Origin of the sequence: Citrobacter sp. wls706, assembly GCF_005281305.1 — a bacterium.
Lineage (GTDB): Bacteria > Pseudomonadota > Gammaproteobacteria > Enterobacterales > Enterobacteriaceae > Citrobacter > Citrobacter werkmanii.
In genome coordinates this window covers 279,945-293,724 of record NZ_SZXG01000040.1, presented here as the reverse complement: position 1 = coordinate 293,724, position 13,780 = coordinate 279,945, and the positions used below count along the sequence as shown (strand labels likewise).

11 protein-coding genes are annotated in these 13,780 nt (G+C 54.0%); 6 read left to right on the top strand and 5 right to left on the bottom strand.

Translation table 11 applies throughout. The annotated features are described in order from the left end of the window. Positions 1 to 130: 130 nt before the first annotated feature. The gene (gene uspA / locus FDW92_RS21475; RefSeq protein WP_003023368.1) at positions 131 to 568 is read left to right on the top strand and encodes a universal stress protein UspA; all 438 of its coding nucleotides are present in this window, start codon (positions 131 to 133) and stop codon (positions 566 to 568) included. 281 nt (positions 569 to 849) lie between these two features. Then, positions 850 to 2,322: a dipeptide/tripeptide permease DtpB gene (gene dtpB, locus FDW92_RS21470; protein WP_042311784.1), complete on the top strand. Its 1,473-nt coding sequence runs from the start codon at positions 850 to 852 to the stop codon at positions 2,320 to 2,322. 85 nt (positions 2,323 to 2,407) lie between these two features. Here dtpB and FDW92_RS21465 read toward each other — a convergent pair whose 3' ends face one another. Next, a complete protein-coding gene (locus tag FDW92_RS21465) occupies positions 2,408 to 2,911 on the bottom strand; it encodes an Rrf2 family transcriptional regulator (RefSeq protein ID WP_042311782.1) in 504 nt (167 codons plus the stop codon). 232 nt (positions 2,912 to 3,143) lie between these two features. On the opposite strand from FDW92_RS21465, the gene FDW92_RS21460 reads away from it, so the two are divergent. Then, a complete protein-coding gene (locus tag FDW92_RS21460; protein ID WP_042311779.1) occupies positions 3,144 to 4,343 on the top strand; it encodes an FAD-dependent oxidoreductase in 1,200 nt (399 codons plus the stop codon). Between the two features lie 91 nt (positions 4,344 to 4,434). On the opposite strand, the gene rsmJ is transcribed toward FDW92_RS21460, so the two are convergent. After that, entirely contained in the window at positions 4,435 to 5,193 is a 759-nt protein-coding gene (gene rsmJ / locus FDW92_RS21455; RefSeq protein ID WP_042311775.1) for a 16S rRNA (guanine(1516)-N(2))-methyltransferase RsmJ, read from the bottom strand. Positions 5,194 to 5,201: 8 nt separating this feature from the next. Continuing rightward, positions 5,202 to 7,244, bottom strand: a complete 2,043-nt coding sequence (gene prlC, locus FDW92_RS21450) for an oligopeptidase A (protein ID WP_042311774.1) — start codon at positions 7,242 to 7,244, stop codon at positions 5,202 to 5,204. Positions 7,245 to 7,452: 208 nt separating this feature from the next. Here prlC and FDW92_RS21445 point away from each other — a divergent pair, with 208 nt between their 5' ends. Together FDW92_RS21445 and gorA are read left to right on the top strand one after the other, a co-directional pair. Then, positions 7,453 to 8,295 carry a 23S rRNA (adenine(2030)-N(6))-methyltransferase RlmJ gene (locus FDW92_RS21445; RefSeq protein WP_038635089.1) on the top strand — a complete coding sequence of 281 codons (843 nt, stop codon included), beginning with the start codon at positions 7,453 to 7,455 and terminating at the stop codon, positions 8,293 to 8,295. Between the two features lie 104 nt (positions 8,296 to 8,399). Next, on the top strand, positions 8,400 to 9,752 hold the full coding sequence (gorA, locus tag FDW92_RS21440) for a glutathione-disulfide reductase (RefSeq protein WP_137400698.1): 1,353 nt from the start codon (positions 8,400 to 8,402) through the stop codon (positions 9,750 to 9,752). Positions 9,753 to 9,830: 78 nt separating this feature from the next. Here the strand turns inward: gorA and FDW92_RS21435 are convergent, their stop codons facing one another. After that, entirely contained in the window at positions 9,831 to 10,994 is a 1,164-nt protein-coding gene (locus FDW92_RS21435) for a mandelate racemase/muconate lactonizing enzyme family protein (RefSeq protein ID WP_042311769.1), read from the bottom strand. A gap of 183 nt (positions 10,995 to 11,177) precedes the next feature. Here FDW92_RS21435 and FDW92_RS21430 point away from each other — a divergent pair, with 183 nt between their 5' ends. Then, positions 11,178 to 12,104, top strand: a complete 927-nt coding sequence (locus FDW92_RS21430) for a LysR family transcriptional regulator (RefSeq protein WP_042311767.1) — start codon at positions 11,178 to 11,180, stop codon at positions 12,102 to 12,104. A gap of 65 nt (positions 12,105 to 12,169) precedes the next feature. Here FDW92_RS21430 and FDW92_RS21425 read toward each other — a convergent pair whose 3' ends face one another. Next, a complete protein-coding gene (locus FDW92_RS21425; RefSeq protein WP_042311765.1) occupies positions 12,170 to 13,564 on the bottom strand; it encodes a cytochrome-c peroxidase in 1,395 nt (464 codons plus the stop codon). Positions 13,565 to 13,780 lie beyond the last annotated feature (216 nt).

Genomic DNA, 13,780 nt, shown 5'->3' with positions numbered 1-13,780 from the left:
GATAGTCCTTATATGATACGTTTTTACGACTGGGCTAGCCCCGCGCATAAGGTTCGCAGGACGCGAATGACGCGGCGGCAGATAAACGCCAGCAGGCTAGTCATCGACAACTTATGGAAGGAGTAACACTATGGCTTATAAACACATTCTTATCGCGGTTGATCTTTCTCCGGAAAGCAAAGTTCTGGTTGAAAAAGCGGTCTCCATGGCGCGGCCTTACAATGCTAAAGTCTCCCTTATCCACGTTGACGTAAACTATTCCGACCTGTACACCGGGCTAATCGACGTGAATCTGGGCGACATGCAGAAACGTATTTCTGAAGAAACCCACCACGCGTTAACCGAGCTGTCCACCAACGCAGGCTACCCTATCACCGAAACCCTGAGCGGTAGCGGCGACCTGGGCCAGGTTCTGGTTGATGCCATCAAAAAATACGACATGGATCTGGTCGTTTGTGGTCACCACCAGGATTTCTGGAGCAAACTGATGTCCTCCGCACGTCAACTGATCAACACCGTCCACGTCGACATGCTGATTGTTCCGTTACGTGACGACGAAGAAGCATAAAATGCTTGCCGCCGGGAGATAACCCGGCCCGCTGCAAACAGTAAAGCCTGTAAACGCCCGCTCGCGCGGGCGTTTTTGTTTTTATCATCCGGACACAATTAGTACATCAACCCAACAAATAAATCATAATTAGTGTGATCAACTAATTGGATCGAAAATTATCTGTATAATACTCTACCCGCACGGCTAATCGCCGCAGTCTATAACAAAACAAGACTTTTTCGGCGCGTTTAAGCATACGCGTTCATACTTTTCGGGATGGCTTTGAAAGGCGATGGAATATGAATAAAACTGCACCTACGGGCTTGCTGCAGCAACCTCGTCCGTTCTTCATGATCTTCTTTGTGGAATTATGGGAACGATTTGGCTATTACGGCGTTCAGGGCATCCTGGCGGTATTTTTTGTTAAGCAACTCGGTTTTTCTCAGGAACAGGCATTCGTCACCTTTGGTGCTTTTGCCGCACTGGTCTACGGCCTGATCTCGATCGGCGGCTACGTCGGCGACCACCTGTTAGGGACCAAGCGCACGCTGGTACTCGGTGCGATTGTGCTGGCGATCGGCTACTTCATGACCGGGATGTCGCTACTCAAGCCCGATCTGATCTTTATTGCTTTGGGTACCATTGCCGTGGGTAACGGGCTGTTTAAAGCCAACCCGGCAAGCCTGCTGTCAAAATGCTATCCACCGAAAGACGCCCGACTGGATGGCGCTTTCACCCTGTTTTATATGTCGATTAACATCGGTTCGCTGCTGTCGCTGTCGCTGGCGCCGGTGATTGCCGATAAGTTTGGCTACGCGGTGACCTACAACCTGTGCGGGGCCGGGCTTATCGTCGCACTGCTGGTCTACTTTGCCTGCCGTGGGATGGTGAAGAATATCGGTTCTGAGCCAGATCATAAGCCGCTGAATTTCCGTAATCTATTCTGCGTGCTGGCCGGTACGGTAGTGACGATATTTATCTGCGCCTGGCTGATGCACAACGTGAAGATTGCCAACCTGGTGCTGATCGTTCTGTCGATTGCCGTGACGATCATTTTCTTCCGTCAGGCCTTCAAACTGGATAAAACCGGGCGCAACAAGATGTTCGTGGCCTTTATCCTGATGCTGGAAGCGGTCGTGTTCTATGTACTGTACGCACAGATGCCTACGTCACTTAACTTCTTTGCTATCAATAACGTGCACCATGAAATTCTTGGTTTCGCCATCAACCCGGTAAGCTTCCAGGCGCTGAACCCGTTCTGGGTGGTACTGGCAAGTCCGGTGCTGGCCGCAATTTATACCCGTCTGGGAAACAAAGGCAAAGACCTGACCATGCCGATGAAGTTTACACTCGGTATGTTCCTGTGTTCGCTGGGCTTCCTGACCGCTGCTGCTGCCGGAATGTGGTTTGCCGATGCGCAGGGACTGACGTCGCCGTGGTTTATCGTGTTGGTGTATCTGTTCCAGAGTCTGGGTGAACTGCTGATAAGCGCCCTGGGACTGGCGATGGTCGCCGCGCTGGTGCCGCAGCACCTGATGGGCTTTATTCTTGGGATGTGGTTCCTGACCCAGGCAGCCGCTTTCCTGATGGGGGGTTATGTCGCGACGTTCACCGCAGTACCGGAAAACATCACCGACCCGCTGCAAACGCTGCCTATCTATACCAATGTCTTCAGTAAGATAGGCCTGGTGACGCTGGCGGTAACGGTCGTAATGGCAATTATGGTGCCATGGCTGAACCGAATGATTAATACGCCAAGTACCGAACAGTAATACTCAGTGCCGGATGCGGCTTACGCCTTATCCGGCCTACATTTAACAAGCCCGATTGCCTTGCACTATCGGGCATTTTCACTCACTACCCTTTGCGCGCGTCTATCCACTCCTGCACTTCCACCACAAAGGTGTCCGGTGCTTTGCGGTACATTTTGCGCGCCAGGTCCAGAATCGTATGCTGGCCGAGCGCTTCTTCCATTCGCTGCTGGGCCATGTCCATTACCGAACGCACACCGCAAATGCCTTCACAAGCCCACTCCGGTGGATGCTCCTCAAATACCGCCAGCCGCTGACGGATCTCGCGGCACTCAAATATGCGTTTATCGCCGTCAATGGCGTTGGCAACGTCCAGCACGGTGATCTCCTCCGCCGGTTTCGCCAGCTGGAAACCGCCGCCCTTCCCTTCGCTGCTCCGTACCAGCCCGGCCTTCGACAGGCGGGTAAAGATTTTGGCCAGATAGTCATATGGTACGCGCTGCAGCTCGGCGATTTCGCGCACGCTCATATCGCGTGCGTCGCCTTTGCTGTCCACCATACACATCAGGCTATGGATGCCGTACTCAACCCCGGAACTGTAAAATGCCATGCTCTTATCTCAGCAAAAATGAATCTGAGTATATTGTAGCTTTTTCGCATCACGCATTCCAGATACCGGATAACACCTGCAAATAGATTGAAATTTAAAACTATATTTATCATAAAGATAATAACAAATCACCGGACTCGATCCACGACAGGATCCAAATCTCATTGCAATCTTTAACTACGATAAATAAAATCCGAGTCAATAAATCGGAGTCACCAGTGAGATAAGCATCATGCAAAAACAAATTCTGATCGTGGGCGCCGGCTTTGCCGGGATGTGGGCAGCGCTGAGCGCCGCGCGTTTGGCGGATAAAAACCAGCAACATATTGATATTACTGTGATTGCACCTCAGCCCGAGCTGCGCGTGCGTCCACGCTTTTATGAAAATGCCGTTCAAACGTTGGTCGCTCCGCTACAGCCGCTGTTCGACGTCACCGGCATACGCTTTTTACAAGGGCATGTAGAACAGATCCTACCGGGATCCCACGAAGTTAGCTGGCAAGACACCAACGGCGAAAACCATCTGCATCGCTATGATCGCCTGGTACTAGCCAGCGGCAGCCACGTTAACCGCGACGCCGTTTCCGGTGCCGCCGAACACGCCTTTGATCTCGACCAACTGGAGAGCGCCGCAGTGCTTGAGCAGCACATTAAAGATCTGGCCTTACAGCCGGAAAGCGAGGCGCGCAATACCGTGGTGGTTTGCGGCGGCGGCTTTACCGGAATTGAAATGGCGCTGGAATTACCCAGCCGTCTGCGCAACATTTTAGGGGCTGATGCTAAGACCAGAGTAGTCGTAGTTGAACGCAGTGCACAACCGGGCGGACGTTGGAGTCAGGCGCTGCGCGATGTGATTATCGACGCTTCCGCCGAGCTGGGCGTGGAGTGGCTGGTCAACGCGGAAGTAGAGAGCGTCGACGCGGCTGGCGTAACGCTGAAAGATGGGCAGGTTATCGCTTCACAAACGGTGATCTGGACCGTCGGCGTCCAGGCGAGCGACCTGACCGCACAGATAAACGCCCCACGCGATCGTCAGGGACGCCTGCATGTGAACAAGAACCTCCAGGTACTGGGTCATGAGGATATCTACGCCACCGGCGACGTCGCCTATGCGGCTACCGATGACAAAGGCAATCATGCGCTGATGACCTGCCAGCACGCCATTCTGCTGGGGAAATTTGCCGGTAATAATGCGGCGGCGAATCTGCTGAACGTCGCGCCGCTGCCGTATCGTCAGGAGATGTATGTCACCTGTCTGGATCTCGGCGCGTGGGGGGCGGTATACACCGAAGGATGGGATCAGCAGGTGAAATTGACGCGTGAAGAGGCGAAAAAGCTGAAGATGTCGATTGTCAGCGAGCTGATTTACCCGCCGAAAGCGGATCGTGCAGTGGCGTTTGAGATTGCGGACCCGCTGGCGCCGTTTGTTTAAGTCGTAATGCCGGATGCGGCTACCGCCTTATCTGGCCTACGAATTATTGAGAATCGTAGGCCCGATAAGCGTAGCGCCATCGGACAATCCGTTACTCCGTCAGAGGGGTTCCGGCATAAATATCAAACCGATGCCCTTTGGTCACCACCGCGTTAGGCGTGGCCACGTCAGCCAGCGGCGGCGCGTAGTCCGGGCGCTTCACCACCACACGTTTGGTTGCCAACTGACGCGCCGGTTCCAGCAAACCATCAGCATCCAGATCCGGCCCCACCAGCGACTGAAACACGCGCATCTCTTTTTTCACCAGCGCGCTTTTCTGCTTGTGCGGGAACATCGGGTCGAGATAGACCACCTGTGGGCGTGGGGTAATATCGGTTAACGCCGTCAGGCTTGAGGCGTGAATCAGCTGTAAACGTTCCTGCAACCACGGGCCAATTTCCGCATCGGCATAGCCGCGCGCCAGGCCGTCATCGAGTAACGCGGCGACCACCGGATTGCGTTCCAGCATCCGCACACGGCAGCCGACGGAGGCCAGCACAAACGCATCGCGCCCCAGCCCGGCGGTGGCATCAACCACGTCCGGCAGATAATCTCCTTTGATGCCGACGGCTTTCGCCACCGCTTCACCACGACCGCCGCCGAATTTACGTCGGTGCGCCATGGCACCGCCGACAAAATCGACGAAGATGCCGCCGAGTTTCGGTTCGTCTCGCTTGCGCAATTCCAGATGTTCCGGCGTCATCACCAGCGCCATCAGGTTGTCTTCATCATGCTCCAGCCCCCAGCGGGTGGCCAGAACAGATAAGGCGCCGTCTCCGGCGCCCGTTTCATCCAGTAAACAAATTTTCACGCGAACAATCAGCCCTTGATGCCGTAATGCGCCAGCATGGCATCAAGCTGAGGTTCACGGCCGCGGAAGCGTTTGAACAGCGTCATCGGCTCTTCCGAACCGCCACGGGTCAGGATGCTATCGAGGAATGACTGACCGGTTTCGCGGTTGAAGATGCCTTCTTCTTCGAAGCGGGAGAATGCGTCTGCCGCCAGCACGTCGGCCCACAGGTAGCTGTAGTAGCCCGCCGCATAGCCACCGGCAAAAATGTGGCTGAAGGCGTGCGGGAAGCGGCCCCAGGTTGGGCCAGGCACCACGGCGACCTGTTTCTTAATTTCGGCCAGCGTCTCAAGGACCTTCGCCCCCTGCTCCGGGTTGTACTGCGCGTGCAGGCGGAAGTCGAACAGGCCGAACTCCAGCTGACGCAGAATAAACAGCGCGGCCTGGTAGTTCTTCGCCGCCAGCATTTTATCCAGCAGTTCCTTCGGCAGCGGTTCGCCGGTCTCATAGTGACCGGAGATAAACGCCAGCGCTTCCGGCTCCCAGCACCAGTTTTCCATAAACTGACTTGGCAGTTCGACCGCATCCCACGGCACGCCGTTAATACCGGACACCCCGGCGGTTTCGATGCGGGTCAGCATATGGTGCAGGCCGTGACCGAACTCGTGGAACAGGGTGATCACTTCGTCGTGGGTAAACAGCGCCGGTTTGCCGTTCACCGGACGGTTAAAGTTACAGGTCAGATAGGCGACCGGTTTTTGCAGCGTGCCGTCGGTTTTGCGCATCTGGCCGACGCAGTCGTCCATCCACGCCCCGCCGCGTTTGTGTTCGCGGGCGTACAGGTCGAGGTAGAAGCTGCCGCGCAGTTCGTTGCTTTCATCGTACAGCTCGAAGAAACGCACTTCCGGATTCCACACGTCAACATCGGTACGCTCTTTCGCGGTGATGCCGTAAATGCGTTTTACCACTTCAAACAGGCCGTTAACGGCTTTGTTTTCCGGGAAGTACGGGCGCAGCTGCTCGTCACTGATGCTGTACAGATGCTGTTTTTGTTTCTCGCTGTAGTAAGCGATATCCCACGGCTGCAGCTCTTCAACGCCAAATTCTGCTTTGGCAAAGGCACGCAGCTGGGCCAGCTCTTTTTCACCCTGCGGACGGGCACGTTTGGCCAGATCGGTCAGGAAGTCGAGCACCTGCTGCGGGTTTTCCGCCATTTTGGTGGCCAGAGATTTAAAGGCGTAGCTTTCGAAGCCCAGCAGTTGTGCCAGTTCATGACGCAGCGCGAGGATCTCTTCCATTACCGGGGTGTTGTCCCACTTACCGGCATTCGGCCCCTGGTCAGAAGCGCGAGTGGAGTAGGCGCGATACAGCTCTTCACGCAGAGCCTGGTTGTCGCAGTAGGTCATTACCGGCAGGTAGCTTGGGATATCCAGGGTCAGCAGGTAACCTTCCTGCTCTTTGGCTTCAGCCTGGGCCTTCGCTGCCGCCAGCGCGCTTTCCGGCATTCCGGCAAGCTCCGCTTCGTCGGTCACCAGCCTGGTCCAGCCCATGGTGGCATCGAGCACGTTGTTGCTGTACTGGTTACCCAGCTCAGACAAACGGGTGGCGATTTCGCCGTAGCGCTGTTGTTTCTCTTTCGGCAGGCCGATACCGGACAGCTCGAAATCACGCAGCGCGTTATCGACCGCTTTTTTCTGTGCAGTATTCAGGGTGGCGTAATGGTCGCCGTCACGCAGGTCGCGGTACGCTTTGTACAGACCTTCATGTTGCCCAACCCAGGTGCTGTACTCGGAGAGCAGCGGCAGCGTTTGCTCGTAGGCTTCACGCAGTTCCGGGCTATTTTTCACCGAGTTCAGGTGGCTGACTGGAGAGAAAATACGCCCCAGCACATCGTCTACTTCCGCAAGCGGCTGGCAGAGATTTTCCCAGGTGTACGGCGCGCCCTGCGCAACGACTCGCTCAACGTTTTCGCGACAATCGTTCAGCGCCTTAGTAACGGCTGGCACAACATGTTCGGGCTGAATTTTAGAAAACGGCGGCAGTTCGAAGGGAGTCAGCAATGGATTGGTCATTAGCGCGGTCCTGTTGAAAAGAGTGAATGAAGCGCGTATCCGGCGCTGTGCATATTAATTTGTACAATGGGGTTAAGTGTAGAGGATTTCAATGCTCACCGTGACGGAAAGACGCCCGGTGGTGCTACGCTTACCGGGCCTACGGGTAATCTGTGCCGATCTGCTGTAAACTGTCGCAAATCGTCATTTCAGCGGAATTTCATTACCCATGCTCAGCTATCGCCACAGTTATCACGCAGGCAACCACGCCGACGTCCTTAAACACACCGTTCAGAGCCTGATCATTGAATCGCTCAAAGAGAAAGAAAAACCGTTTCTCTATCTGGACACCCATGCTGGCGCAGGCCGTTATCAGCTGAGCAGTGAGCATGCCGAACGTACCGGTGAATACCTGGAAGGTATTGCCCGTATCTGGCAGCAGGACGATTTGCCTGCTGAACTTGAACCCTATATTTCCGTGGTGCAGCATTTCAACCGTAGCGGCCAGTTGCGCTACTACCCAGGCTCCCCGTTAATTGCGCGTCAGCTGCTGCGCGAACAGGACAGCCTGCAATTAACCGAGCTGCACCCGAGTGACTTTCCTTTGCTGCGCGGCGAATTTCAAAAAGATGAACGCGCACGCGTAGCCAAAGCCGACGGTTATCAGCAGCTAAAAGCAAAATTACCGCCGGTTTCCCGCCGCGGGCTGATCCTTATCGATCCGCCATACGAAATCAAAACCGACTACCAGGCGGTAGTGACCGGCATTAACGAAGGCTACAAGCGCTTCGCGACCGGCACCTATGCGCTGTGGTATCCGGTGGTTCTGCGCCAGCAAATCAAACGTATGATCCACGATCTGGAAGACACCGGCATCCGCAAAATTCTGCAAATTGAGCTGGCGGTGCGCCCGGACAGCGATCAGCGCGGCATGACGGCGTCCGGCATGATTGTGATTAACCCGCCGTGGAAGCTGGAGCAGCAGATGAACAACGTCCTGCCGTGGCTACATAGCAAGCTGGTTCCCGCTGGAACCGGACACACTTCCGTAAGCTGGATCGTGCCGGAGTAATCGCAGCCATCGGTGGAACCTTTTAATTTCAGGTATACAATCGCGAATATTTTGGCGGATGGCGTAACGCTTCTCCGCCCTACAATGAACATGAAGGAGCGGTCATGACCAAGCACTATGATTACATCGCTATTGGCGGCGGCAGCGGCGGTATTGCCTCCATTAACCGTGCGGCAATGTACGGCCAGAAATGCGCACTGATTGAAGCCAAAGAGTTAGGTGGCACCTGCGTTAACGTTGGCTGCGTACCGAAAAAAGTGATGTGGCATGCCGCACAAATCCGTGAAGCGATTCATATGTACGGCCCGGATTACGGTTTCGATACCACCATTAATAAGTTCGACTGGGATAAACTGATCGCCAGCCGTACCGCCTATATCGATCGCATTCATACCTCGTACGACAACGTGCTGGGTAAAAATAACGTTGATGTGATTAAAGGCTTTGCCCGCTTCGTTGATGCCAAAACCATTGAAGTGAACGGTGAAACCATTACTGCCGATCATATTTTGATCGCCACCGGCGGGCGCCCGAGCCATCCGAATATTCCAGGCGTGGAATACGGTATCGACTCCGATGGTTTCTTTGAGCTGCCAGCGCTGCCAAAACGTGTAGCCGTTGTTGGCGCAGGCTACATCGCCGTTGAACTGGCAGGCGTAATTAACGGCCTGGGCGCAGAAACTCACCTGTTCGTGCGTAAACACGCGCCGCTGCGCAGCTTTGATCCGATGATCGTCGAGACGCTGGTCGAGGTGATGAACACCGAAGGTCCGACCCTGCATACTCATGCGATTCCGCAAGCGGTCATTAAAAACGCCGACGGCAATCTGACTCTGCAACTGGAAGATGGCCGTAGCGAAACGGTGGATTGCCTGATTTGGGCGATCGGTCGTGAACCAGCCACCGATAACTTTAACCTGGCCGTTACTGGCGTGAAAACCAACGAAAAAGGCTACATCGTCGTTGATAAATACCAAAACACCAGCGTACCGGGGATTTATGCCGTTGGCGATAACACCGGTGCCGTTGAGCTGACGCCGGTTGCCGTTGCCGCGGGCCGTCGTCTGTCCGAGCGTCTGTTTAACAACAAGCCGGACGAGCATCTGGACTATAACAACATCCCGACCGTGGTCTTCAGCCACCCGCCGATTGGCACCGTGGGCTTGACCGAGCAGCAGGCTCGCGAACAGCACGGCGATGACCAGGTGAAAGTGTATAAATCCTCGTTTACCGCGATGTACACTGCCGTGACTTCACACCGCCAGCCGTGCCGCATGAAGCTGGTTTGCGTGGGTCCGGAAGAGAAGATTGTTGGTATTCATGGCATCGGTTTTGGCATGGACGAAATGCTGCAAGGCTTCGCGGTGGCGCTGAAAATGGGCGCGACTAAGAAAGACTTCGATAACACCGTTGCGATTCACCCAACGGCGGCAGAAGAATTCGTCACTATGCGCTAATTGCCCACGTGTAGACGCTATTCACTTAACACGCGCCCCTCCGGCAACCAGAGGGGCGTTATCTCACCGCCGCCAGCGCTATTCGGCCAACGCGCGCATCTCTTTAATCAGGTCAGATTTACCTTCAAACCCTATGCCCGGCAGTTCTGGCATGACGATATGACCCTCTTCCACCTTAACTGAATCCGGGAAACCGCCGTACGGCTGGAACAGATCCGGATAACTTTCATTCCCACCGAGACCAAGACCCGCCGCAATGTTCAGCGACATCTGATGACCGCCATGCGGTATGCAGCGTGATGGGGACCAGCCAAACTGCGCCAGTACGTCGAGGGTACGCAGATATTCGACCAGACCGTAGGAAAGCGCACAGTCAAATTGCAGGTAGTCGCGATCCGGGCGCATGCCGCCGTAGCGCAGCAGGTTGCGCGCATCCTGATGAGAAAAGAGGTTTTCACCGGTCGCCATCGAGCCTGGGTAAAATTCTGACAGCGCGGCCTGGAGAGAATAATCCAGCGGGTCGCCAGCTTCTTCGTACCAGAACAATGGATAATCTCGTAGCATTTTGGCATAGGCAATACTGGTTTCCAGATCAAAGCGTCCATTGGCATCAACGGCAAGACGCGCTTCGTCGCCAATTTCAGTCAATACCGCTTCGATACGGCGACGGTCTTCTTCCAACGATGCACCGCCGATTTTCATTTTAACCACGTTGTACCCGCGGTTCAGGTAGCCTCGCATTTCCTGACGCAGCGCGCTCAGGTCTTTACCCGGATAATAGTATCCCCCCGCTGCGTAGACAAAGACGCGTGGATTCGCCTCAACGCCCTTCATCTCAGCCAGCAAACGGAACAACGGCTTGTTGGCAATTTTGGCAACGGCATCCCAGATAGCCATATCCAGCGTACCCACAGCCACCGAGCGCTCACCATGGCCCCCCGGCTTTTCATTACTCATCATGACGTCCCAGATTTTATGCGGATCCAGGTTATCGCCTTCGGCATTCAGCAGACTTTCCGGGTCAGCGTCCAGAATGCGGTTACGGAAGCGTTCGCGGATCAATCCCCCCTGGCCGTAACGACCATTAGAGTTAAATCCGTATCCCACTACGCGACGACCCTCTATCTCAACGTCAGTCACAACGGCCACCAGACTGGTCGTCATCTTGCTGAAATCGATATAGGCGTTACGAATAGGGGAAGCGATGGGTTTGGTAATTTCTACAACATCGAGGATACGCATGTTTTCTCCGGCGGGTTGTTAGTCAGTTATGCTCGCACTTACGCGCCTGTAAAAAGTGATAACTCATGCCGGTTTATTATTGGCATAATGCACTCAGGCAGCATTTAAGGACGCCATCGTCCTGTATTTCTCCATCTTAAGCAGTGCTTATTTACTGATCTAATGCCAAAGAGGCTGGCTGTAATGCAAAATCGGCATCACCTGGAACTCACCTGGCTTGAAGACTGCGTTGCGCTGGCGCAGTCACTCAATTTCTCCCGCGCAGCCGCTTCCCGATATGTGACGCAGCCCGCATTCAGTCGGCGCATTGTCTCGCTGGAAGAGTGGCTTGGAACGCCGATTTTTGAGCGTAACCGCCGTGGCGTCAGCCTGACCCGTGCGGGGGAGGTTTTCGTCGCTCAGGTGCCGGAGCTGATCCGGACGCTATACACCCTGAGAAATGAAACTATCGAAGCGGCGGGAAATACCCGACCGGATGTTATTTTCTCCGCAACGCATTCCCTGTCGTTCTCATTTTTTCCAGCGCTGATGCGTAATAACGAAAAAATCGCCCGTTTCGGCTCATTTCGCCTGCTGTCAGACACGCTCAGCGCCTGTGAACGGATGATTGAAAAAGGGGATGCGCAGTTCCTGCTGTGTTATTACCACCCTCACATGCACATCAACCTTGATCAGACGAAATATCTCAGCGTCCGCCTTGGGCGAGAAACGTTAATACCTTACGCCAAATGCGATCCCCGCTCTCATCAGCCGCTCTGGCAGGCTACGGGGGGCAAAAAGTTTCCGTTTCTCTCCTTCTCTGCAGAATCCGGTCTGGGGAGGATCCTCTCGAACACGTCATCGGTGAATCATGCCCGACGCGGTATGGACATCGCCTTCACCGCCGATCTGGCCGCCACGCTGCTGGCGATGGTTAAAGCCGGGGACGGCATTGCCTGGCTGCCGGAAAGTCTGGCAGCTCCGGACGTTCAGGCCGGGACGATCGCCGCAGCGGCTCCGCAGAAGAGCGGGTTATGGGTACCCATTGATATCCGACTGTTTAGACCTGCAGGCAGAATGTCCAGAGCGGTAGAAGAATTATGGGAAATATTCGTGGGCGAGCAGAGGTAAACACCCGCCAGGTAAAGGAGAATTATCCAGCCTGCAAAATGCGCCAGGCTGGATAGGGGCAATAATTATTTACCCTGCATGTACGGCGTATAAACCCCATTCAAACTTTCGAGGAACGCCACGATATCGTCGATATCTTCCTGCGGCAGTTCTTTACCCACCTGATAACGCAGCATCAATTTGACCGCGCCATCAAGCGTTGGCACATCACCGCGATGGAAATAAGGCGCAGTCAGCGCAACGTTACGTAATCCTGGAACTTTCTGACGAAGTTTGTCACGTAGTTCATTGGTCACGTTCATCCTGCCAATATCTGCGGCAGTAACTTCGCCGAAATTAAAGTCCTTTTTCAAACCTAATGGTTCAAATGAGCGTCCGCCTAAAATAATACCTCCGTGACAGGTCGCACACTTATTTTCTTTAAATAATTGATAGCCATGTTTTTGCTGGGCCGTTAACGCCTCCTCATCACCACGTAACCACTTATCAAACGGCGAATTTGGCGTAATCAGCGTTTTCTCAAACTCAGCAATCGCATCGGTAATATTATCTCCGCTGAACCCCTGTGGATAAACCGCAATAAATTCTTGCTTCAATAGCGGATCTTTATCCAGCTTCTGGATAATTTCATCCCAGGATTTAGACGCCATTTCAATTGGGTTCAACGGCGGACCACCTGCCTGCGCCTGCAATGTCGGCGCACGACCATCCCAGAACTGTTCCACGTTGAAGACTGAGTTAAACACCGTTGGCGCGTTGATCGGCCCGACCGCTCCGCCTACGCCAATTGACGTTTTCCGGCCATCCACACCACCCGCATTCAGGGCATGACAGTGCGCGCAAGAGATCGTGCTGTCGCCGGAAATACGTGGATCGTGATAAAGCGTAAAGCCCAGCGCCACCTTGCGGGCATCGGTCGGGATGCTTTCTGGTATTGGCTGTACTGGTTCATTACGATGCTGCGCGGCGGTATCATTACTGGCGTAGTACTGTTCACGCTGTTTCGCAATCCAGCCCAGAATTTCTTCGCGCTCCGCATCGCTCACTTTACCGGCCCAGTGCAGCGCGGTATAACGCGTCGGTGGCATGGTGTCGTACTGCATCACCCATTCAATTTTATTCAGGTCGCTTTGCGAAACGGGTTTATCCGCGACCAGCGCCGCACGAACGGCCTCAAGATTGAAGGATTTGTATCCCAGTTGAATGTCGTAATTCATCAACTGCTTAGCGACAGGAAAAGAAGAATAGAAAGGTAATTCAGCCGAAGGCGTGTGACAATAATCGCATCCTTTTTCGCGTAAGAATCCTAAAACTTTATTATTTGCTTCCAGCGAAGAGGCCTGAACATCAGCCTGTTTGCTCCGTTGATTATCGTGATACCACACATAACCGGATAATCCAAAATAACAAATCACGACGCCAGCTATGGCAATCGCGGTAAGACGGGTAATGATTTTCATTATTTTACCCTCACCGTTGTGAGTTATTGTGACCCAGAAAAATTAGAATAATTAATGCACAGTCTTTGTCAGACTTGACCATCATAGGAAATGAGGGGATTACTATTTTGATAAGTATCAAGCAATTACATGGAAGAGAACTATCAATAGAATAGCCTGTGCCTATTATAGCGTTAAGCCATTAGCAGGTTTCGTTCACACCTCGTTGCAATCGAA